General features: G+C 57.3%; 20 protein-coding genes and 2 rRNA genes (1 of these 22 only partly in view). 12 read left to right on the forward strand and 10 right to left on the reverse strand.

Annotation, left to right across the window (positions count from 1 at the left end):
• Positions 1-41: 41 nt before the first annotated feature.
• Positions 42-1,109 carry an extracellular catalytic domain type 2 short-chain-length polyhydroxyalkanoate depolymerase gene (locus ACR2R1_RS14170; protein WP_434110608.1) on the reverse strand — a complete coding sequence of 356 codons (1,068 nt, stop codon included), beginning with the start codon at positions 1,107-1,109 and terminating at the stop codon, positions 42-44.
• A gap of 252 nt (positions 1,110-1,361) precedes the next feature.
• Here ACR2R1_RS14170 and ACR2R1_RS14175 point away from each other — a divergent pair, with 252 nt between their 5' ends.
• From ACR2R1_RS14175 to ACR2R1_RS14185, 3 genes are all read left to right on the forward strand, one after another.
• The gene (locus tag ACR2R1_RS14175; protein WP_434110610.1) at positions 1,362-1,814 is read left to right on the forward strand and encodes a hypothetical protein; all 453 of its coding nucleotides are present in this window, start codon (positions 1,362-1,364) and stop codon (positions 1,812-1,814) included.
• 279 nt (positions 1,815-2,093) lie between these two features.
• The gene (locus ACR2R1_RS14180; RefSeq protein WP_077730815.1) at positions 2,094-3,797 is read left to right on the forward strand and encodes an AAA family ATPase; all 1,704 of its coding nucleotides are present in this window, start codon (positions 2,094-2,096) and stop codon (positions 3,795-3,797) included.
• Between the two features lie 16 nt (positions 3,798-3,813).
• Complete coding sequence (locus ACR2R1_RS14185) at positions 3,814-4,692, forward strand: general secretion pathway protein GspB (protein ID WP_434110613.1); 879 nt, start codon at positions 3,814-3,816, stop codon at positions 4,690-4,692.
• A 55-nt stretch (positions 4,693-4,747) separates the two neighbouring features.
• Here ACR2R1_RS14185 and ACR2R1_RS14190 read toward each other — a convergent pair whose 3' ends face one another.
• From ACR2R1_RS14190 to ACR2R1_RS14210, 5 genes are all read right to left on the reverse strand, one after another.
• Positions 4,748-5,356: a DUF4166 domain-containing protein gene (locus ACR2R1_RS14190; protein ID WP_077730813.1), complete on the reverse strand. Its 609-nt coding sequence runs from the start codon at positions 5,354-5,356 to the stop codon at positions 4,748-4,750.
• 12 nt (positions 5,357-5,368) lie between these two features.
• On the reverse strand, positions 5,369-5,839 hold the full coding sequence (locus ACR2R1_RS14195) for a DUF2269 family protein (protein ID WP_077730812.1): 471 nt from the start codon (positions 5,837-5,839) through the stop codon (positions 5,369-5,371).
• Complete coding sequence (locus tag ACR2R1_RS14200; RefSeq protein WP_434110615.1) at positions 5,839-7,119, reverse strand: NAD(P)H-binding protein; 1,281 nt, start codon at positions 7,117-7,119, stop codon at positions 5,839-5,841. Before ACR2R1_RS14200 ends, ACR2R1_RS14195 begins: the two co-directional genes overlap by 1 nt.
• 59 nt (positions 7,120-7,178) lie before the next feature.
• Positions 7,179-7,706 carry a GbsR/MarR family transcriptional regulator gene (locus ACR2R1_RS14205; protein ID WP_086133436.1) on the reverse strand — a complete coding sequence of 176 codons (528 nt, stop codon included), beginning with the start codon at positions 7,704-7,706 and terminating at the stop codon, positions 7,179-7,181.
• A 221-nt stretch (positions 7,707-7,927) separates the two neighbouring features.
• The gene (locus ACR2R1_RS14210) at positions 7,928-8,953 is read right to left on the reverse strand and encodes a class I fructose-bisphosphate aldolase (RefSeq protein WP_077730809.1); all 1,026 of its coding nucleotides are present in this window, start codon (positions 8,951-8,953) and stop codon (positions 7,928-7,930) included.
• A gap of 265 nt (positions 8,954-9,218) precedes the next feature.
• Here ACR2R1_RS14210 and ACR2R1_RS14215 point away from each other — a divergent pair, with 265 nt between their 5' ends.
• The 3 genes from ACR2R1_RS14215 to ACR2R1_RS14225 all read left to right on the forward strand — a co-directional run bounded on the left by ACR2R1_RS14215 (position 9,219) and on the right by ACR2R1_RS14225 (position 11,792).
• Complete coding sequence (locus ACR2R1_RS14215; RefSeq protein WP_077730808.1) at positions 9,219-9,653, forward strand: GlcG/HbpS family heme-binding protein; 435 nt, start codon at positions 9,219-9,221, stop codon at positions 9,651-9,653.
• A 21-nt stretch (positions 9,654-9,674) separates the two neighbouring features.
• The gene (locus ACR2R1_RS14220; protein ID WP_434110617.1) at positions 9,675-10,556 is read left to right on the forward strand and encodes an SRPBCC family protein; all 882 of its coding nucleotides are present in this window, start codon (positions 9,675-9,677) and stop codon (positions 10,554-10,556) included.
• A gap of 66 nt (positions 10,557-10,622) precedes the next feature.
• The gene (locus tag ACR2R1_RS14225) at positions 10,623-11,792 is read left to right on the forward strand and encodes a zinc-dependent alcohol dehydrogenase (RefSeq protein ID WP_434110619.1); all 1,170 of its coding nucleotides are present in this window, start codon (positions 10,623-10,625) and stop codon (positions 11,790-11,792) included.
• A gap of 233 nt (positions 11,793-12,025) precedes the next feature.
• Here the strand turns inward: ACR2R1_RS14225 and ACR2R1_RS14230 are convergent, their stop codons facing one another.
• A complete protein-coding gene (locus ACR2R1_RS14230; RefSeq protein ID WP_347258843.1) occupies positions 12,026-12,718 on the reverse strand; it encodes a CHRD domain-containing protein in 693 nt (230 codons plus the stop codon).
• Between the two features lie 749 nt (positions 12,719-13,467).
• Here ACR2R1_RS14230 and ACR2R1_RS14235 point away from each other — a divergent pair.
• From ACR2R1_RS14235 to ACR2R1_RS14245, 3 genes are all read left to right on the forward strand, one after another.
• A complete protein-coding gene (locus ACR2R1_RS14235) occupies positions 13,468-14,271 on the forward strand; it encodes a hypothetical protein (protein ID WP_077730803.1) in 804 nt (267 codons plus the stop codon).
• Between the two features lie 176 nt (positions 14,272-14,447).
• The gene (locus tag ACR2R1_RS14240) at positions 14,448-14,612 is read left to right on the forward strand and encodes a DUF1328 domain-containing protein (protein WP_077732814.1); all 165 of its coding nucleotides are present in this window, start codon (positions 14,448-14,450) and stop codon (positions 14,610-14,612) included.
• Between the two features lie 321 nt (positions 14,613-14,933).
• Positions 14,934-15,281 (forward strand): hypothetical protein, encoded by a 348-nt coding sequence (locus tag ACR2R1_RS14245; RefSeq protein WP_133718036.1) that lies wholly within the window; start codon positions 14,934-14,936, stop codon positions 15,279-15,281.
• A gap of 157 nt (positions 15,282-15,438) precedes the next feature.
• Here ACR2R1_RS14245 and ACR2R1_RS14250 read toward each other — a convergent pair whose 3' ends face one another.
• The gene (locus tag ACR2R1_RS14250) at positions 15,439-15,897 is read right to left on the reverse strand and encodes an SRPBCC family protein (protein WP_434110622.1); all 459 of its coding nucleotides are present in this window, start codon (positions 15,895-15,897) and stop codon (positions 15,439-15,441) included.
• 1,322 nt (positions 15,898-17,219) lie between these two features.
• Here ACR2R1_RS14250 and ACR2R1_RS14255 point away from each other — a divergent pair.
• The 3 genes from ACR2R1_RS14255 (at position 17,220) to ACR2R1_RS14265 (ending at position 20,149) form a co-directional block, all read left to right on the forward strand.
• Positions 17,220-18,365: an IS701 family transposase gene (locus tag ACR2R1_RS14255; protein ID WP_434110624.1), complete on the forward strand. Its 1,146-nt coding sequence runs from the start codon at positions 17,220-17,222 to the stop codon at positions 18,363-18,365.
• A gap of 239 nt (positions 18,366-18,604) precedes the next feature.
• Positions 18,605-19,443, forward strand: a protein-coding gene (locus ACR2R1_RS14260; RefSeq protein ID WP_139841180.1) for an IS5 family transposase whose coding sequence is annotated in 2 segments (ribosomal slippage) — positions 18,605-18,971 and positions 18,971-19,443 — 840 coding nt in all. Because the reading frame shifts where the segments join, the coding sequence is not laid out codon by codon here.
• Positions 19,444-19,963: 520 nt separating this feature from the next.
• On the forward strand, positions 19,964-20,149 hold the full coding sequence (locus tag ACR2R1_RS14265) for a hypothetical protein (protein ID WP_077732818.1): 186 nt from the start codon (positions 19,964-19,966) through the stop codon (positions 20,147-20,149).
• A 492-nt stretch (positions 20,150-20,641) separates the two neighbouring features.
• Here the strand turns inward: ACR2R1_RS14265 and rrf are convergent.
• Positions 20,642-20,754, reverse strand: a 5S ribosomal RNA gene (gene rrf, locus ACR2R1_RS14270).
• A 94-nt stretch (positions 20,755-20,848) separates the two neighbouring features.
• Positions 20,849-22,492 (reverse strand): 23S ribosomal RNA (locus tag ACR2R1_RS14275); it runs 1,247 nt beyond the window's last position.

A 22,492-nucleotide genomic window follows, 5' to 3' on the forward strand; every position in this document is an offset into this window, starting at 1 on the left:
TGGGTATTTACGGGCCTGATTAATAATACACTCGCCCATCGTCACGGCCGCGTTTCCGCCAGTCTACCGAGCATGCCTCGGATCGCTTCGATCTGCGGTCCGTTCTTGGTGTGGTAATCGGCACTGTCATACCCCCACCAGTCCCAACAGGCATTGGGATTCCACACGAAATTCAAAGTCCAGAACGGCCATCCCCAGCCATAGCGCGCTTTCGTCTGCGGATATAGGACGATCAGATCGTTGGTGTCGGCCCAGCGGTTGTAGCCCGCCTGCCGGTAAAAGGCGTCGCCGACTTTATCCTCGTTTTGCAAACAGCCGTGGAAGGCGACATGCACCCGGCAACGCCTGGTATTACACGAATCCGGAATATACGCCACCCCCGAATCGCTCATGCTGTGATCGTGGGCCTTCCGGTCGGGCAGAAATTCGTTCTGATCGAACGCGACGAAACGCCCGCCGGGCTCGGCGGCGGGCGGTTCGAGCGGCCCATGGATGTGAGCCAGCAGAGCTCCTGCCGCATCGTAGTCGCAGTCGTTGAGGAACGGAGGCCCCGTATAGGAGCAGGCGGCTCCGTCGGTTTCCGTAATCATGGCATGCCCTGCGTCCAGGTCTTTCTTGTAGACGATCCCGTCATCGCCCACATAAGACCGGTAATAACGAAACAAGGCGTCCATCACCGGCTGTTCGACGACCCGATCTTCGGTACCGGAAAATAACCACACCCGGTCGGCCCGAAGTTGAACGGGATCGTCGATGGCACCGGACTGCGCAAGCTGGTCGGTAAGATTCTTGAGATGCGCGGCATCGGGGACAGGATGGGTTTCATCGGGTTTCATACAGTTCCGTGTTGCCCTGCCGGAGTTGTTCTCGGCGCAGTAATACGGTCCGCCGGCGATGACCCCGGCGCCGCGGACGATACCGGAATGGGCGACATGGAACTGCACCGCCAGATAAGCGCCCGAGGAAATCCCCGAGACCGAGGTCTGTTCAAGATCGACGCCGTAGGCGGGTAGACGCTCCGCTTCGGCGTCCGCGTCGACGCTCAAGATGGCCAGCCCGGTAGCCAAGGTCATTCCGCCAATGGTTCGCGACACGCTGAAACCGGCCATGATGTCGTTCTCCCTGCGCTCGTATTCGGTCGCTCTCCACAGCACGATACGGCGGATTAGCCCGATTTTGACGCCCGCTGCGCCATTTCTTATACGACAGCAGCGAAGGCCGTTTTTTCCCGGCCCTGTTTAAGCGGAGGATTGACCTCTCATCCGAACTTGGCCTTAATACTCATGAGTTACTCACAAATTTGAACTCACGGCTTCAGTTGGAATGTTTCCACAAAAATGAGTAACTAATGAGGGCTATCCATGCGCGGACTCAAACCGGAAAAATACGCGGCGGCGCTGAGTTACTTGCGGCGTATGCTCAAAGAACCCGATAAGGCGCCGGAAATATTAGTAACTCACGATCGCGTCGCAGCCGAACAGCTCGATCTCTGTTCGGATCACCACCAATTGAACGCGTGGATTGGACGCCATCTGAACGACACCGGCTGGAAACGCCTGCAGAACGCACTGAACCAGCGCCGGTGCTCGGAGAACTTGCAGCGGTTGAGCCTCAAGAAAAGCACCTACGCCGCCTTGGCCAAGCTGGCCAAGGAACAGCGAATGACGATCAACGAGGCCGTCGAGCACCTCCTGCAATTGCAGAAGGCCGAATCATTAGTTACTCAGCAATCAACCGAATCAGCGGCAGCCGACGATGTGAGCGAGGAGATGCTGATCTGGATGATGGCTCGATCTTCGGGTTCCGAGCCGTAGAAGCTTCGAATCGCGGAGCGGGTGGAAGGGCTCAGAGCTAAGAGCCTATGCCAGTAAGTCCCAAACCCTTCGACGGGCCTGTCCTGAGCTAAGTCGAAGGGCTCAGGACAGGCCCGTCGAAGGGCTCAGAGCGAACGGCCTACTGAGATAGGCTCTAAGACCAGGATTTCCGGCGAAGCACCGTTTGGGGTACATAAACTTGACAGTCCCCTTCGACGCAATGATATCGTCGGATCAGAATCGCAATCCAAATGGCACTAGGGGAACTCGCTCACTATCATGTACGCGCCGTATTTTCAGCTCAGCGAGCCCCCCTTTTCCATTGCCCCGAATCCGCGCTATCTCTATCTGAGTCCCCAGCACCAAGAGGCGCTGGCTCATCTTTTGTACGGGATCAGTGTCGGCGGAGGATTCGTCGTGCTGACGGGCGAAGTCGGCACGGGAAAAACCACCTTGTGCCGCTGTCTGCTCGACCAACTGCCCGAAGACGTCGATCTCGCCCTGATTTTCAACCCCCGGCTGAACCCCCGCGAACTGCTCGCCAGCATTTGCGACGAACTGCACATTGCTTATCCCGAAGAGCGGGCCAGCCTGAAGCAATTGATCGACCTGCTGAACCGGCATCTGCTCGAAATCCACGCACGGGGGCGACGGACCATCGTCCTGATCGACGAAGCGCAGAACCTCAGCTTCGAAGTGCTGGAACAGATCCGGCTGCTTACCAATCTCGAAACCAACCAGGCCAAGCTGCTGCAAATCATCCTGGTCGGACAACCCGAACTCGGCATTCTTTTGGCTCAGCCGAACTTGCGGCAGCTTTCGCAACGGATTTCCGCGCGGTTTCACCTGCGTCCGCTGAATTTCCGGGAAACGATGGCCTACATCCGGCATCGCCTGGCCGTCAGCGGCGCCAGAGATACGCTGTTCAGCCGGCTGGCGGTCGGTGAAATCTGTCGCCGGTCGGGCGGAATTCCGCGTCTCATTAATCTTATTTGCGACCGGGCATTGTTGGGCGTTTACACCCTTGGAAAAAGCAAAGCGGGCTATGCAATTGCCCGGAAAGCCGCCAACGAGCTGATGCCGAAAGCCGACATTACACGCTCCGTACGCTTTTCAGCCGTTACGCCCTTTGGCCTTCTGACCGTACTCGCCGTTTGCGGGTCGATCTATGCAGGCCTTGCGCTCCGTTCCGACCCGGCTGTCATACCGCGTCACTTATCGGCTCTGCTGGGTCCGCTTTTGGCCGACGATCCGCCCATTGTTCAGCCGAAGCCGGATGCCCCGGTTCCTTCAGCGCCCTCAACCGCGCCGAAAAGCGCCCCGGAGCCCGAGAAAACCGCAGACGCGCCCCCCACCGCAGCGCGCGCTCCCGAGCCGGTGTTTGCCGAGTTGATGTCAGACTCCGGCCTGACCCGCGACAAGGCTTTTGCCCGACTCCTGGCTTTGTGGCAAATCGAGCCGCCGGTCGACGCGACCGACTTTTGCCAATTTGCCGAACAAAAGGGATTGCACTGTCTGTCGACCAACGGCAACTGGTTCCAACTGCGAAGCCTCGATCATCCGGCCGTACTGGAATTCGCAGTGCCGGACGGCACGAAGCGCTATGCGGTCCTGGTCGGCATCCGCGACGACAAGATCGAGCTGAGCTTCGGTACTCAACGCCATGCTTTCGAACTCGCGGACATTCTTCCATTTTGGCGGGGCGGTGCCGCTTTGCTCTGGAAGCCGCCCAAGGGCGACGCCAGAACGTTAGTCGCGGGCAGCAAAGGTGAAGCCGTGAGGTGGTTGAGACGGATGCTGCGTGCACCGGCTGAAGACGGAGCCGACGACTATTTCGACACAAAACTCAAGGCCCGCGTGGTCGCCTTTCAGGTGGAACACGGGCTGAATCCGGACGGCGTAGCGGGTCCCTATACCATGATTTATCTTGTCAAAAGAGCCGATGATCCAGGCATTCCCAGGTTAACCTCAGGTCCTCGATAAAACCGGAACAGCGCCGATGTCCTACATTCTCGAAGCACTCCGAAAATCGGAACGCGAACGGCAAGCGGGCCAAGCCGCGCCGCCCGTTCCCATCCCGCTCGATCAAGCACCGCCGCGGCGCCGCGGTCTGGCGTGGTCGGCAGCGTTTCTCATCGTGCTTAACGGCGCCGTCCTGGGCTATCTTTGGCTCACTCGATGGGGAAACAATGGACCGGTAACGCAGCCCACCGCGGCCGAATCGGCCGGACCAACCGTTGAACCCGCCGCGGTTAAGAACGCTGCCGCACCCGGCGTCACGGCGGTTCCATCGGATTCAGCCCCGGTGATATCGAGTCCAGAGGAAATCCCTCAGCCCGCGAGAGGTATGCCACCGGCAGCCCAACGCCCAGAAGCGAAGGCCGACAATCCCGTCAATCCGCCGGTTACACCCCCAAAGCCTTCCAAACCCAAATCCGCACCCTCAGAATCTACGGAACGCTCCCCGACGCCGATAACCGAAAAGCGGCTCGGCAAACCGGCGGAAAAAACCCGGCAACCAATCGATCAGGAACCTCTAACGGAATCTGCTGCGAGCGAAAACGCCAACCCTCCGGTCGCTTTTCGGGCTCCCGCAAGCGCGCCGGAAACTCGCGACCTGCCGCCCCAGCCTCTCGCGGACGAACCCGCGATTCCGTTCATCCATGCCTTGCCCATCGATTTTCAGCAGCGGGTGGGCCCTATCACGATCAACGTATTCGCCTACTCCGAACAGCCGGAAGAGCGGTTTGCGATCATCGACATGAAAAAATACCGGGTGGGCGACAGCATCCAAGGCGGCGCGGAACTCCTGGAGATTCGCTCCGACAGCCTAGTGCTGCGGACGGAAGGGCGTAAATTCCGCATTCCGCGGCCGTAACGCCTTCGGTCCCGCCGGGCCACCGGCGAACAATGAGCGTCCATGCCCGCATACGTTACATCCGAAACCGGCCGCAATAGGAAAAGGTTCGCCCGAACCAGGGGTGAACGATCTCGAAATCCAGGCGCACTTCGTCATCGGATACCGGACTCTCGACGATAACGGCATCCCCGAGCAGTGCCCAATTGGGAATTCCGATCATCATCGGCCCCAGTTTCCAGCAGTGCTGCAATCCGGTGAACACCAGCGCCCCGTCCTCGACGCTGAGCCTCATGCGGATGCCGACCCCGAAGCGCAGAATCTCGACGATCTGGCCTCTGCCGGCCGGTTCCATTCGGGACAGAAATTCGGTAACTCGGCCGTCCGGGAAAGAGAAGGTGCGATGCCAGTAGAGGGAGTCGGGGGTCGTCGGGTCGGTTCTATTCCGAACCTTGACGGGAACATTATCGCCCGGATAAGGCACCAAGGCCTTGAACCAACGGGCAAGCATCAGCCAAGGCTTGACCAGGGGCGCATGGCGAATCTCGTCCATCACACCATCGAGAGTCATGTCTTCTGCAAATGATGGCGAGAGGTCGTAGTGCCGGCGCACGGCAGGAGCCAGCCGCGCCCAGTGCTCTTCTCCGAGAACCCGCCGAACGACGGGCATGTGGCGTACGGTCATAAATCCCCCTTTTCAAACGAATGTCGGCTTGCAAACCATCAGATACAGCGTAGCGAGCATGGCGATGAAGGCCGGCACCCCCAGCCAAAACCACTTATTCAGATCTCGCCAATAACGCTCGGGCAACGGCTCGCCGGTGGCAAGCGCCCGGTCGCAGTCGTTTCGCATGCGGATTTGAAGGTACACGACCGGCAGCCAGCAGCCCCCGGCGATGATATACATCAGCACGGACGCGACCAGCCACGGCGAATCCAGCGGATAACCGTAAAGCGCCGCAAGCGCGAACCCCGAGACCGGCTGGACGACGACGGTCGGCGTCGTGAACAGCCAATCGGCCAGCACCACACGCCGGTTGGTGATCGCCATCGCCTGCACATTGCGGCTGAGGTCGGTGGTGAACTTGAAAAAGGCGGTTCCCATACCGGTGCCGAACAGGAACATCGAACTCAGAATATGAACCCATTTGATGATCAGGACGTCCATCAGCGTTTCTCCGCGGCCATAATCGCCAAGGTAGCGATGAGAATCGGAATGTTCTTCGCGATCGGCGCGAAGGGATGGAGCCAAAATTCGGGCAAGCTTACGGTGATGACCGCGGTATAAGCGAGCATCGCCAAGAGCTGAAGTAGGCCCACCAGGACCACGTGAAAACGCGTCAGCAGAGCGACTCCGAGCACGACATCCAGGGAGGCGGCACCGTACAGCACCCAAGGAGCCGCCGAACCGGTAATGCCCGTGGCCGCCAAAAGCTCGAGACTTTCGCTCTCCGGAAAAAACAACGCTGAGGTCAGCCCCGACCAGATCCACAGCAGCGCCAAAGCGTACCGCAGGACCGGGATGATAAAGAACAGCCGGGCGTAGATCCGTTCGGCCGACGTGCCGGGTCGATTTCGGAGAGCGGATGCCAAGCCTTCGGTACGAAGCCCCAGGCGGGCGGACAAAATGTCCGGGTCCCCGGTATTGCCCCGCTGAAGCATGCGCAATGCTTCTCCGTTGAAAGGAGTCGCCGTCATCGCGCCGAGCCGGTCGGCAATGGCCAACAGCCAGCGATAGGGAATCGGAATGAAATGCGCTTCCCCCAAGCCTAGCCAATTTCTGAGCACGCCCAGACACTCGCGCAATGTCATGGGCTCCGGCCCGACCACGGGAAGCCGCAGGCGAGCCGGCGCACCGGATTTCAGCAGCCGCAGCACGGTCCGCGTGAGATCGTCCACGTGTACCGGCTGAATCTTCTGCCCGCCGTCGCCGACCAACGGGATGACCGGCAGGGCCGCGAGCGCGCAGAAGAGAGCCGAACTCTGCCCGCCGGGTCCGAACACCAGCGAAGGCTGAAGGATGGACCAATCGAGATCCGTCGTCGCCAGGAAATCGTCGGCGGCCTTTTTGCTGAGGTGATAACGGCTGAACGCCGAATCGTCTGCACCCAGAGCGGAAATTTGAATGACCTTCCGCACGCCGGCCCGGCGGCACGCCTCGAACAAGGCTATCGGGGCATCGCGATGCACGTCGTCGAACCGGCTGTTCCGACGCTCGGCAATGATCCCGACCGCGTTGATCACCGCATCGACCCCGTATAAATGGGGCAGCCAGTCGACAGACTTCAAAAGATGAGCAAAGTCGATGGAAATCGATTGGACTCCCGGCGCATCACGGAAAGGCGATGCTCGGTGCATCCCCGCGATCACCTCATGCCCATCCCTCGCCAGCGCATGCACGATATGGCGTCCGATAAATCCCGAAGCTCCGGTCACAAGAACTCGCATCGCGATCTCCTTTAATTTCTGATATTTCAGTCTTAACAGAAACATAAGGGCAAAAAAATTCAGCTCTTCGAGCCCAACAATTTCTCGATCTTGGCGCCCAGATCCAGCAACTTGATCAATGCCGGCCTCGGCAAGCGCCGTATCTGGTCGTACCAAGAAAGCAACCGCTCCAGGAACTTGGCCACCGCCTCGATACGGCGCTGCACTTCGGGCCCGCTTTCGTCCTCATTGGCGTCGAGGACGCATTCCCGGAGTACGGTCAGCGTAGGGTCCAACTCGCGGCGCTTGCGGTTCTCGGCAATGGCGAAAAAAGTGTCCCACAAATCCGAGAGGGCCTCGAAATGATCACGGCGGTCGCCTTTGACATGGAGCAGCTTGACCAGGCCCCAGCTCTGCAACTCCTTAAGACTGGTGCTCACATTCGAGCGCGCCACCCCCAGAGTTTCGGCGATCTCGTCGGCGGTCAAGGGTTTCCCGGCGAGGTACAGCAGAGCGTGAATCTGCGCCACGGTGCGATTGACGCCCCATCGCGACCCCATTTCCCCCCAGTGCAGAACGTATTTTTCCATGACCGGCGTGAGTTTCATATCTTTTTATCTGAATTTTCAGAACTGACGGAAATAATAGACCACGAGCCGATCTTGCAGTCAACTCGTTTTTGGTCGGCTAACGTTTACCGCCGGAACGACTCGGACCGCCAGGTTTGAGGCGATAATGCTTTCAGTCTCTCCTCGGGAAGCATTCAATACGCCCAAGCGGCCGCAACGCTGCGTCTTGGCCCATCGAACTGATGAACCAACGACTGTCGCTACGCCGCCTGCTCCATTTCAGGATCGTATTGCCCCAACGCCGCGGCTCCGTTGAAGCGTGCACGCCGGATGAGAGCTTGCTGGGCTGCGGTCTTGTTTTCCGCCTGGCCGCGCCAGATCGCCATCGGCGATGCCTGCAAGGCCCGGCTGAACGAGAAGGTCAACGTCCAAGGCGTTTTCAGGGCCTGGGCCTTCACATTGATCGCGTTGAGATTGGCGCTGGCGACCGTATCGCTCTGGCCGCCGGACAGGAAGGCAATGCCGGTGACTGCCACCGGTACGGTTCGCCTGAGGCAGGCCAGCGTCATCTCGGCAACTTCTTCAGGCGGCGCCTGACGAGGGCAGTCCGCGCCGGATAGCACCATGTTGGGCTTCAAGATCATGTCCTTGAACCCGACGCGGTAACGCGTGAGCGCATCGAAAACCTCATGCAGTGCCGCCTCGGTCGCCCATCGGCAGGTTTTGATATCGTGCGCTCCGTCCATCAGCACTTCGGGCTCCACGATGGGCACCAGCCCATGGACCTGACAGAGTCCGGCATAACGAGCCAGCGACTCGGCGTTCGCGCGCAAACACTGGGACGTGGGTATGCCCTCGCCGATGGCGATTACCCCGCGCCATTTGGCGAAGCGCGCCCCCATCCGGCGGTATTCGTCCAGCCGACCCGCGAGTCCGTCGAGCCCCTGGGTAAACCGTTCGCCGGGAAAGAACGGCAAGTCCACCAAGCCTTTGTCCACCTTGATGCCGGGAATGATCCCTCTTTCGGCGAGGAGTTCCGGGATAAGCTTGCCGTCGGATGCGCGCTGGCGAATCGTTTCGTCGTACAGAATCACGCCGCTGATGTATTTTTCCAGTTCCGGCGCGGTAAACAGCATCTCGCGATAGTCCCGACGAGACTCCTCGGTACATTCGATCCCGAGCTTCTTGAATCGTTTTTCGATGGTGCCGGTACTCTCATCTGCGGCGAGCAGTCCCTTGCCCGGCGCAACCATGCGCGCGGCTATTTGTGCCAACTCATCAGACATAAGCCCTCCTTCTTTAGCGTGGAAATTCATGTTCGGCTAACCCAAGTTGGAGATCAGCCGTACATAGGACCTTAGACCGAGCGCATCGCGGAGGGTGCCAATCGTTCCACGCCTGCCTGCATTTAAACTGCCGAAGGTCCGCTCCGGTCCGTCGCTTCCCGCATTATGATCAGCCGCAAACTTGCCCGTTTTCCCGCATTGTAGGCGCAACGCCCCACTGTTCGGATTGTCGAACAGATTTAACGAATCGACGGAGGGAAAAGCCATGCACGTCAGCTATGAAGAAGCACAACGCGCCATCGCCGCAGCACTTAAAAAATCCGAGGAAATCGGCGCACGCAGTTGCATCGCCGTGGTGGACTCCGGCGCAACCCTGAAGGCGTTTGCCCGGATGGACGACGCTTGGGTCGGCAGCATCGACATCGCGATCCGAAAGGCACGGACTGCCTGTTTCTTCGGCATGCCGACCGGCGAGATCGGCAAGATGTCGCAGCCCGGAGGATCGTTGTATGGAATCGAGGTTTCCAATGAGGGCTTGATCACCTTTCCCGGCGGGCTCCCTATTGTGAATGCCGATGGCGTTCTGATCGGCGCTATCGGAGCGAGCGGCAGTACGGTCGAGAATGATCACAGGGTTGCAATGGCTGGGTGCGAGGTGATCGGTGTGTCCGATCTACCGGAACATCCCTGGCGAACCTGAAAATCAGAGGAGCGGAACGCTATGGACGAGAAACAAATGGCGAAAAGCTTAGGCTGGTTCAGTATCGGTTTGGGCCTTGCCGAAGTCGCGGCACCGAGGAAAGTCGCCGATATGGTCGGCCTCGACGGTCGGCACGGCATTGTGCAACTGTTCGGACTTCGCGAAATCGCGACCGGGATCGGCATACTCATGCAGCCCGGAAATCCCAATTGGCTCCAGGCGCGGGTTGCCGGCGACGCGCTGGACCTGGCTTTGCTCGGATCGGCTCTGGGCGAAGACAACCCGAAACGCGGCAGAGCGGCGGCGGCCATGGCAGCGGTAGCCGGCGTGACGGCCCTGGACATCATCGGCAGTGAACAACTGAGCCAGAGCACCGGAACCAAAAGTGGCACCATCCATGTGCGGGAAAGCATCACGATTGACCGCCCGGCCGAGGATATTTACCGGTTCTGGCGCGATCTCGAGAGCCTTCCGCGCATCATGAATCACATCGAATCCGTGCGGGATATCGGACCGGGCCGTTCCCATTGGGTTGCAAAGGCACCTGCCGGAATGCATGTCGAATGGGATTCGGAAGTGATCGAAGACCGGCCGAGCGAATTGATTGCCTGGCGCTCGCTCGAAGGCGCGGATGTGGACAATGTCGGGTCGGTACGCTTCGAGCGTGCACCGGGCGGACGCGGCACGGTAGTCAAGATAGAGATGGATTATCGGCCGCCGGGCGGCATCATCGGCGCCAAGATCGCGAGGCTGTTCGGCGAAGCGCCCGAGAAGCAAATCGCCGTGGACTTGCACCGCTTGAAGCAGCTCATGGAAACCGGCGAGATCGCAACCACCGAGGGGCAACCCGCGGGGCGGGCTCGCAGCCTGTCGAGAAAGTACGACGAAATCGTCCAAACGTGACACTAAATTCCGCCGCCCGTTTTCATAGCGCTCAGCGGCTCATCGATTCGGACAAGGAACACTGTCATGAAAGCGAATTGTTGGTACGGCAAGAACGATCTTCGGGTGGAACAGGTACCCGATCCGGAAATTCTCAACCCACGCGATGCCATCGTAAAAATCACATCGACCGCAATCTGCGGCTCCGATTTACACCTTTACGACGGTTTCATCCCGGCGATGGAAAAGGGCGACATCCTCGGCCACGAATTCATGGGCGAAGTCGTCGATGTCGGACAGGGCGTAAAGAACCTGAAGGTCGGCGATCGCGTGGTGGTCCCTTTTCCCATCTCTTGCGGCAACTGTTTCTTCTGTCAAAAAAAGCAGTATTCGCTATGCGAAAACTCCAACCCGAACGCGGTGATGGCCGAAAAGCTCTGGGGGCATTCGCCGGCGGGAATCTTCGGTTATTCGCACCTGGTCGGCGGATATGCCGGCGGGCAAGCCGAATATGCGCGAGTCCCCTTCGCCGATGTCGGCCCGATCAAAATCGAGAACGGCTTTACCGACGAGCAGGTTCTGTTTCTTTCCGACATCTTCCCAACCGCCTACATGGCGGCGGAAGCCTGCGACATTCAGCCCGGCGATACCGTGGCGGTTTGGGGATGCGGACCGGTGGGCCAGCTCACCGTCAAGAGCGCCTATCTGCTTGGCGCAGAGCGGGTCATCGCGATAGACCGTTTCCCCGATCGGCTGCGCATGGCGCGTGAACAAGGGGGGGCGGAGACGCTCAATTACGAGGAGGTCGATGTCTACGATTCGCTCATGGGCATGACCGGAGGCCGTGGACCGGACGCCTGTATCGATGCCGTCGGCATGGAAGCGCACGGACACGGCATTCAATACGCCTACGACCGCGCCAAGCAGGCGACGATGCTGGAGACCGACCGGCCCATCGTGCTGCGCGAGGCCATTATGGCCTGCCGCAACGGGGGTACGGTTTCGGTTCCAGGAGTCTACGGCGGATTTATCGACAAGTTTCCCATGGGTTCCGTCATGAACCGGTCGCTGACCATCAAGACCGGGCAAACCCATGTGCAACGCTATCTGCAGCCGCTACTCGAGAAAATCCGGAACGGGGAGATCGACCCGAGCTTCATCGTTACGCATCAGATGCCGCTCGACGATGCGCCCGAGGGCTACGAGATGTTCAAGCACAAGCAGGACGAATGCATCAAGGTCGTGCTGAAGCCGTGAGTAGGAATGAGCAGGTCTTCCAAGTGAAGACTTCCAAAAAGAAAGGCCTGCCGGGAAGCAGGCCTTTTTAAGATAACGGTTAAAATTGAGGGACAGTTTCCGCGTTGGCTGATGGTCGGTTAAATCGTCAGGCTCATTGAGCTTTATGCTCGAATTCACCCGCCGACCAAATCCGATGGATTGCGGTCTTTGCCGACAAGCGATCGTTCTTCACTTCGCTCCTCTCGGCCCAACTACTGAGCCGGTTGTTCACCCGGCGGTTGTTCACCCGGCGGTTGTTCACCCGGCGGTTGTTCACCCGGCGGTTGTTCACCCGGCGGTTGTTCACCCGGCGGCTGTCCACCCGGCGGCTGTGCACCCGGCGGCTGTGCACCCACGGTGATGGATGTGAGCTGGCCGCGAATTTCCCCTTGGGGGTTCTGCTCCGAGTGTACATTCACATAGATGTTTCCGGCCTGAATGGCCTGAATCAACTCAGACATGTTGGTGATCGGGGTGCCAATTGTAGTCGAGCAGCCCATCTGTTCAGCAGTCATTTGGTCCGCCTCCTGAACGATATTGGCATCCGACACGGTTGCTCTAAGTTCAAGTGGTGCAATTAAGCCACCTCGGACCATTCCCAACAAGTCTACGACTATCGGACCGGCTTGCCCCGGTGGAGCGCAATGCAAATGCGCCTGGGTCAGTCTTGTCCCATCTTCGGTGTCGACTTGTTGCAATTGCTGCACGCTGACGTGGTAAGTTAATTGTGTCGAATCCTGATTGAGGGTAAAGATTCCCACCCCCCGGACTGTGGACTCGACTGGCGGAACCTCTTCCTGGCCCGTCAAATTCGCGACAAACGGTCCCTGTCCTTCTTGACTATAGACAGTGCCAGAAAATAATCCGGCCAACAAAATCGATATCGCTTTTTTGCGCATGATCATATCCCTATCCTCCGTGTAAATCCTCTGTTCCCGGTGACACACCACTTCGAGAACGATTACAACTCTGTAAGTAAATCCAGACTTACGGACCTGCCCTCTTGTTCTTCTGTGATTCGATGTTGCTACAGGTGCTTCCGTTCCGACACAGATTTCCTCATTTGCGAAACAGTGTTTTTCTTATTAGTAAATTATCTGAGACAGAGGTAGATATGTCATTGGACCAAACCGCTGCGTTCCAAGATATCGGGCAATATTGTCGGCGCTGTTTTCCGCTGCGATGCAATGACGAACATCGGCCGCACCGGGAGGGCAATTCCGCGGGGTAATAACGCACGATCACAATTGCACCGGTTGCGAACGGATAAGGTTGGTAATTACTGTCGGCGTTTCGGCCACGATTGTCCCCATCATCACGCGAGAGGTGAAAGGACAAATGCGCGAGATTGAAAGAATCGGTTCCGATAGGCATGAACTATCGAGCGTCGAAATATACTTCGGCTCCGAAGCCGCCGATCGCGCGAACACAAATCTGCGGTTTCGTCGCGAGGACAGGCCGCTTTCTCCAAGCATGGCACGCGAAATTCGTTGACCCAGCCTTGGTGAATTGCAAGACGCCGCTCTGGAGCGCCACCACGGAATGCCGATCGATCACCAATTAACAATACTGTGTTACCACGTCGTTGACCGGGCCAGGCGTGTTGTAAACTGTGCCGCCAATTTTCTACGATGCTCTTGCGCGAGGTTTATTCATGGCGAACGGTTTTATCCAACCCAGACAGGCGTCTCCCGATGCGTGGCGAAACTGGATCAAGCAGGGGTTTGAGCTGGTTTCGCGGAAATGGCCGGTATGGATTGCCGTAATGACCGTGTGCTGCCTGGTTACCGGCGCCGCGGGCGCTGCGGAACCGATTGCGGGATATCTGACACTCGCGCTCGGGTTCAATCTCGCGGTGGTGGTGGATCATGAGTCCGATTGGATAGGAATGAGCTCGCGTTTCGGTTCGCTGTTCCGCGACGCAGTCAAATTCGCCTTTCAGGTAGGCATGTTCGTGTTTCTGACGACCATTCCCCTGAACATGGCTATCACCGCCAGCAAAGCGGCAGCCGTGGCCAATGAGAGCAGTCGAGTCGTTTCTGCCAAAACGGCAAACACTTACGGTGAAAGCGATTTGTCGACGCAACTCGCGCACGTTTATGAAGAAAGCGGAAATAATCTTATCGAATGGGCAATGATCTTACCCGTCGGCCTCGGCTTTCTTTATCCATTGCGGAGTCTAGGTGCAGGCTTCATCAGGGCGCTCGCATACGGACAACATGGCGCCGCGCTGAATCGGAGCTCGATTCTCATGATAGCCGCCTTTTCTTTTGCGAGCGTACTGGTTTTCACAGCATTCGGGCTGTATCCGCTCATTCCCATCGTTCAAGGCTTCTGGATCGCCGTGAATTACGTGATGTTCCGAGACATTTTCTTGGGTATCACCGAAAACCGACGGATCTCCGCCAAGGCGGCGAATCGGCTTGATGAGGTGCAAACAGCGGTATCCCGAATTTAGGGGCCGACCGTACCGACTCGGTCGGCCTCGTCGGCTTATCGCATGATTTCTGTCAGAACGGGGCCACGTGCCGGAAAGATATCGATTGAGCAAAGCGGGCCTTACGCTTGTCTTATTTATTGCATCCACATTTCATCGCCCGGTGAAGTGCAATAACCAACCACGGAGGATATGCCATGATAGGTTGGGCAGTTACTTTCCTCGTCATCGCCATTATCGCCGCCCTTCTGGGATTCAGCGGCATAGCCGGCACGGCGGTCAATATCGCTTGGATATTGTTCGTTGTCGGACTGATCTTAGCTCTGGTCTTTTTCTTGATGGGCCGCCGTCCCCCTGTCTAGACGCGGGGACTTCGAACCTTTATTTGGCAGCCGCTGCCCGTCCAGCGGCTGTTGCCCAGCGTACAGTCGTTGCGGAATTTACCCACAACTCATCACAGCTGAATATCAGCCGCCAGCGACCATACATTACGTGCGTCCGAATGGGCGCTGCACTTCGTCGCGGTCGTAATAACCCTCCCAGTGCCACATAGCGTCTACATTCCTGCTAAACTGGCGTGTCGCCGGCTTCCGCTAACTCATTAGCCTTCTGCGGATTCTGGCCGGTATTCCTCACGAACGAGGAAAAATTTTGCTGTTTGTTTGGCTTGAGGTATTGAGTGCATGTCCCTCGTAGAATGCAAAGAATGTGGCCACCGAAACTATGAAAAACTTTTTCAATGTCGAAAATGCGGTACGCTCACCCGTTTCGGCACCGAAAAACAAAAATTACGGCGTTTGGCTCTGGGCGTCGCGCTGATTGTCGGTGAACTAATGCTCTTGAATAATCCCGCTAAAGAAGAGCACTTTACGAAAGCAATCGAACTCGACCGCATACCCAGTTCATTTACAGTTGAGCACGATTTGGAGCTCTACGACTATCACGATTATTACCTATTCTCGGCCCTAAGCGTTGGCCGGGAAGGAAATAAGACGCTGCTCACGTTCGGATTTCTCTCGACGGTAATATAGGTCGGCGGATCAATTTATCGACAGCCTACTGATCTTGGGGCCTTTGCGTGACCGCGCACGGACAAACATGTCACCGCGGTCTCGCAAAGGCGTCGACTTCGCGCTCCGACCCGGTAGAGCATCACCAGCACGGTCAATAATACGATTAGCCTCAGAATCAGGCCGGACTGACGGAGTTCGGGTCTGGACCCCCAGTGTATCTGCCACGAGATTCGACGAATTCCTTGAAGTTCTGAAGATCATCCTCCAAGTTAGCCTCCGCTATGCCGAGGACGTCGCCGATCTTTTCTTCCAGACTTTCGGGTTGGTATTCGATGTCCAAAGTCATCCGGGTACGCCCCATATTCAGAGGTTCGAACATAATTACGCCATGAGTATCGGCAGCTTCCGAATTTCGCCAGACGATGCGCCTTCCCGGCACGTGCTCGACAACCTCAGTAACCCACTCTATCGGCTTGCCGGCGATCACGCCGCGCCAACGTAGATGCGTGTCATCGATACGGCGGACTTCCTGGACGTTGTCCATAAACTCGGAAAATTCTTCGTACTGCAACCATTGGTGGTAAGCGACCTGTGCCAGCGCATCGATCTCGATGGACTTGTGCAGACTAGCCATGTCCGGTCTCCTCGGATTGAGTCGGCTGAATTCAATGTAACAACCCTACTACGTTAAAGACACACGGTGATCCTGCCGAACCCGTGGACGTAAAGTTGGACCTAGCGAGTGCAAAGGCAGTTCATGCAGATTCTTATACGCCAATCCGATATCTCCTAGCACTACTTCGCCAGATTTTTGATTCAACCATCCGGTTGATCTGGTTATGGATACGCATTGGGAACAGGAAATAGCGGATTGACTGCTTCCCTTTTGGGATACGTTAGGACATGAATCCCGGCAGCACTGGCACCGGTTTATCTGCACGGTCTAATTGGCCCCGGGGAACGCCGACCTCGCGGCACTGCCCGCTTAAACCAACACATAACCGACACTGGGTTCACCCTCGGAATTTACACCACCTTGATGGACTCAATCTCATTATCAAACCTCATCACTCATCATCACACGTTGCTGACCATGGTCACGCTCGGCTTTCTACAACACCTTCGGCAGAAATCCGCCCGCCGGGGAAAAAGTGCGCGACACCGCACCCCGGCCCCAGCCTGCCGATGATGGTCCGGCGCCGGCTACTGATCTTCAGATGCCCTGACTGCCACCATTGCTTCCGGCATAAGCTCGCCAGATAACTGGCGAAGTAATTTTAATAAGTTCTCGGGTATAAGAACTCTCTATCCTTGATATCGATAGGCAAAAAAAGACCCGCTGTAAACAGCAGGTCTCAAAGCGGTGAATTCTGTTTTTTTTCAATTGAAACTCAACGATTCGGACTAACGCTCGCTTGGAGCTTGTCCTGGCTGCGGCTCGGCTGGGCTGCCGCCACCGGGACCGCCGGGACTGGTTGGAGTTGTCTCGTTCTGACAGCCACCGAAGGCGAGCGAAAGCCAAACTAGGCCAACGGCAATCAGCTTTTTCATAAGCTTATCTCCTTTCAGATTGAGGATCGTGAAGCTCCATCCCTAAAAAGCGATGCATTGCCTCATCTAAAGTGACATCGGTAGCTTCACTAAGTTCTTGTATCCGATGTCGAAAGCAGATCCGATCAGAGCATTTTCGTATTCATGAGGTGAAACGCTCGGGCAACTACCTTGACTAGCCGAGGTCATATTTACAATTGCGAAAGGGTCGTACGAGGTGATTATTTGTACGTGGGTTTCCGGAAATCCGGTTTGGTTTGCTGCTTTGCATATTCCTTCCCGTCTCTTTACGCCTTTCGCATTTTTGCCCTAAATGGACGCCCGAAATTTTCAAAATTGGCTCTTAGTACTACAGCCGCATTTATTTAGGTCTAACAAGCATGGTAATCGACTGAGGAGACTGCCATGCAAGACTCGATACGACAGTGGGACGCGGAGCTGACCGCACTGCATGCGCGGATTGGCTCGCGTTTTCGGCGGGCGGAACCGCGGCAACGCGCGTTGGGGTATCTGCGTGGGCTGTTAAGTCCGGTCGCGCGCAAGAACGGCTGGCAGCTGGCGGAGCACTTGGGGGAGCGGACCCCGGATGGCGTCCAGCGGCTGTTGAATGGCGCTGAGTGGGATGCCGATCGGGTACGGGATGACCTGAGGGCTTACGTGGTGGAGCGGTTGGCCGATCCAGAGGCGGTGTTAGTGGTGGACGAGACGGGTTTTTTGAAGAAAGGCACGCACTCGGTCGGAGTCAAGCGCCAATACAGTGGCACGGCCGGCCGCATCGAGAACAGCCAGGTCGGCGTTTTTCTCGCTTATGCCAGTGTGCACGGGGCGGCTTTTCTCGATCGGGCACTGTACCTGCCCAAGGAGTGGGCCGCCGCCCCCCATCGCCGCGCCGAGGCGCACGTGCCTGAAGGGGTGACGTTTCGCACCAAGCCTGGGTTAGCGTTGGAGATGATCGAACGCGCGTTGGACGCCGGTGTGCCGTGCCGCTGGGTGACCGGTGATGAGGTGTATGGGGGCGATCGGCGGCTGCGGTTTTGGCTGGAGCAACGGCGCCAGCCGTTTGTGCTGGGGGTGGCCTGTAACGTGCCGTTGTGGCGTGATGGTCCGGTGTATCGGCCGGCGCAGGAACTCGCCGCCGAACTACCCGCTTCGGCGTGGCAGCGGCACTCGGCCGGAGACGGTGCCAAGGGGCCACGGGAGTACGACTGGGCGTGGCAGCCTTTGTGGCGGTGGCAACCGACCGCTGAGGAGCGGGCCTGGGGCCATTGGCTGGTGGTGCGCCGGAGTCTTGAGGATCCGAGCAAGCTGGCGTATTACGTAGCGTTTGCCCCGCGGGAGGGCACGACGCTGGAGACCCTGATTCAGGTCGCCGGGCGACGGTGGACCATTGAAGTGGGCTTCGAGAGGGCCAAGCAGGACTGTGGGTTGGACGAGTATGAGGGACGGACGTGGGACGCCTGGCATCGGCATATCACCTTGGCGCTGCTGGCCCAGGCGTTCTTGGTGGCTATGAGCACCCAAGCGAAAAAAGGGGCACTGAGGCCGGCTTGATCCCATTTACTGCCCCGGAAGTCCGCCGCTTGCTGGTCCACGTGCTCTGGACCCGGCGTCCCGAGGCGGCGCATGTGCTGGCCTGGTCACTCTGGCGGCGCCGTCATCAGTGGCGCGCCAGGCAGTGCCATTACCGACGCCGCTGTCGTGGTCGTCCACCATAACTGCGACTGTAGTATTAGAGCCTATCCCAATAGGCGATAATAAGCGTCTTTAACCGGTAACCGAGGAGAAGACCCATGGGACTCATTACCGAAGACGATGGCTGGCGGATTCCCGACGCCTTATGGGAAAAGATGTCACCCCTGCTTCCGGTGCACGTGCCCAAGCCGCATCCCCTGGGATGTCATCGTCGCCGGGTCGACGACCGTGTGGCGATGAATGCGATTGTGTTCGTCCTGCGTACCGGGTGTCAATGGAATGCCCTGAATGCGACGGGGATCTGCTCCAGCAGTAGTGCCCACCGCCGGTTCCTGGAATGGGTTGAGGCGGGTATTTTCGAGCGTTTCTGGCAGGAGGGGTTGCTCGAATACGAGCGGCTCAAGGGCATCGACTGGAGTTGGCTATCCCTGGATGGCGCCACGACCAAGGCGCCCCTGGCCGGCACAAAAAAACGGGGCCAAATCCGACGGACAGGGGCAAACAGGGGGTCAAGCGCAGCCTGTTGACCGAGGCGGATGGAATCCCACTGGCCGTAGTGGTCGAGGGTGCCAACCGCCACGACATGAAACTGGTCCGTTCGACGCTGGCGGCGGTTCAAGCCCAGCGGCCCGAACCGACCCCGGAACAGCCCCAAGGATTATGTTTGGATAAAGGGTATGACTATGACGAGGTGCGGGATATTGTCCACGCGTTCGGGTTCACGGCCCACCTTCGAACCCGCGGCGAGGAGGCCCAAGCGATCAAGCGGGACGCGGGATTCGCAGCGCGGCGCTGGGTCGTAGAGCGCACGCACAGTTGGATGAACCGCTTTCGGCGCATTCTCATCCGCTGGGAAAAGCGGGCGGATACCTATCTCGCTCTGTTGCATCTGACACTGGGCATCATCACCTGGCGAGCCACCGGCCTATTGGGATAGGCTCTTAATGCGGCGCCAAGCTCAAGTTTCGATCTGAGCTTAAATACAGCACAAGGAGAAAAACCATGGCAGAAAGAAGATCTGAATCCGCCCCCTCCCATTGGCTTGTGAATCGGCTAACGGAAAAGAGCACCTGGAGCGGTTTGAGCTTGGTTGTCATCTGTAGCTTGGTTCTTTTGGGGCTGCCAATCGTACGAACTCTGGCATGGGTGGGACTGGCTTACGGCCTTTATTCGATGTTTTCAGCCGATTAGCTGCCCCGGAACGACCCACGTTGCGGGCTCGAGCGAAATTCTTCCAGCCATTGGCTCCGGATCGCGCATTTCGAAGGACTAAGCGAAAAGCGAAGTAGTTGAGCTTTTCCCTACTTCTTCGGCGTCCTGTAAGCAATTCTACTTAGTTGCGTCGCAGCGAATTCCGTAGGGTAATAGTCTCTGTCAACGTGAGCAAGCCGAGTGCAGCATACCGAGCAATTGGGTGTGATCAATTTTTCTTTTTTGTACCAGCGGAGGTTAGCAAGATGGCACAACAACCAGGACAAGGGCAGCCGGAACAACCTAAGAAAGATTATTTCTGGTTCTACATTGGCGGATTGATTATCGTGGTGATTGTTGGAGTTCTTTTGTTGAAAGGTCGAGAAATGTCTAGCGTGCCTTATGATGCTTATGAGGAGACCAAAAAAGAGGTTGAGCAACAAACAAAATAACTGTGGAGCAGTGCTGATCAAGGTATTCGAGACGACCGGCGTACGCAGAAAACCCGGCTTCGACCGGGTTTTTTGTCTGCAATACATCTCGCGCGGCAGCATCCGGAAATGCGACAAAATTCCGCGCCGGTAACAATGCTTGCCAATTTGGGCGAAGCTTGAAACGACTATAGTGTAAGAAATTTGGGGAAGGAGTATGGACCGGTCAATTAATGAAAAACATCGATCTTCCCTGAACAGCATTTATCCGATCAACTGCGCTAATAGCGATACCTTTTATCCCTATACGTTCACACCCGAATGCTCAACTCGCTGCGATGGAGGTAAGTGTGACTGCATCGCCTGTCAGCAGCCACACGAATGCATCGCGTCGATAGTTTAGCTAACAATACATTGGCGTCACCGATAGACGGTCTCGTGTCAATGACACTGAGCAGCGACAAAAGAACAAGCCCCGTTGCCATTTAGGCGACGGGGCTTTGGGTAGGAGGTGCCTGGCGGTGACCTACTTTCGCACAGGGATCTGCACTATCATCGGCGCTGAGCGGTTTCACTTCCGAGGTCGGGATGGGGTCGGGTGGTTCCCGCTCGCTCTGGCCACCAGGCAAAACTGGTTTGAGTCGAGCTTTTATTTTTTAGCTCTTCACTCGGACAACGTACACGGCGTTTGTGTCATCACCCAAACGGTTTGGGTGTTATATGGTCAAGCCTCACGGGCCATTAGTATGGGTTAGCTTCAGCCATTACTGACCGTCCACACCCCACCTATCAACCTGGTGGTCTTCCAGGGCCCTTCAGGGGACTCGCAGTCCCAGGGAGATCTCATCTTGGGAGGGGCTTCCCGCTTAGATGCTTTCAGCGGTTATCCTGTCCGAACATAGCTACCCGGCTGTGCCACTGGCGTGACAACCGGAACACCAGAGGTTCGTTCACTCCGGTCCTCTCGTACTAGGAGCAACTTCCCTCAAATCTCCAACGCCCACGGCAGATAGGGACCGAACTGTCTCACGACGTTCTAAACCCAGCTCGCGTACCACTTTAAATGGCGAACAGCCATACCCTTGGGACCGGCTACAGCCCCAGGATGTGATGAGCCGACATCGAGGTGCCAAACACCGCCGTCGATATGAACTCTTGGGCGGTATCAGCCTGTTATCCCCGGAGTACCTTTTATCCGTTGAGCGATGGCCCTTCCATACAGAACCACCGGATCACTAGGACCTACTTTCGTACCTGCTCGACGTGTTTGTCTCGCAGTCAAGCGCGCTTTTGCCCTTACACTCTGTGCACGATTTCCGACCGTGCTGAGCGCACCTTCGTGCTCCTCCGTTACGCTTTGGGAGGAGACCGCCCCAGTCAAACTACCCACCATACACGGTCCCCGATCCGGATCACGGACCTGGGTTAGAACTCCAAATTCACCAGGGTGGTATTTCAAGGTTGGCTCCACCGGAACTGGCGTCCCGGCTTCATAGCCTCCCACCTATCCTACACAAGCGAATTCAAAGTCCAGTGTAAAGCTGTAGTAAAGGTTCACGGGGTCTTTCCGTCTAGCCGCGGGTACACTGCATCTTCACAGCAAGTTCAATTTCACTGAGTCTCGGGTGGAGACAGTGTGGCCATCGTTACGCCATTCGTGCAGGTCGGAACTTACCCGACAAGGAATTTCGCTACCTTAGGACCGTTATAGTTACGGCCGCCGTTTACCGGGGCTTCGATCAAGAGCTTCGCTTGCGCTGACCCCATCAATTAACCTTCCGGCACCGGGCAGGCGTCACACCCTATACGTCCTCTTTCGAGTTTGCAGAGTGCTGTGTTTTTATTAAACAGTCGCAGCCACCGTTTCACTGCAACCCCCTTCCGCTCCATGAGCAAGTCACTTCACGTACCAGGGGCGTACCTTCTCCCGAAGTTACGGTACCATTTTGCCTAGTTCCTTCACCCGAGTTCTCTCAAGCGCCTTAGAATTTTCATCCTGCCCACCTGTGTCGGTTTTGGTACGGCCAGATGTAACCTGAAGCTTAGAGGTTTTTCTTGGAAGCGTGGCATCAATCACTTCGGTCTTGGCGAACCAAGACACCGTCATCACGTCTCGACATTGACCCTCCGGATTTGCCTAAAGGATCTGCCTACTCGCTTAAACCGGGACGTCCAACACCCGGCTGACCTAGCCTTCTCCGTCACCCCATCGCAGTTACACCCGGTACCGGAATATTAACCGGTTTTCCATCGACTACGCCTTTCGGCCTCGCCTTAGGTGCCGACTAACCCTGCGCCGATTAACGTTGCGCAGGAAACCTTGGGCTTTCGGCGTGCGGGTTTTTCACCCGCATTATCGTTACT

The organism is Methylocaldum sp. GT1TLB (genome assembly GCF_051027445.1).
GTDB lineage: Bacteria > Pseudomonadota > Gammaproteobacteria > Methylococcales > Methylococcaceae > Methylocaldum.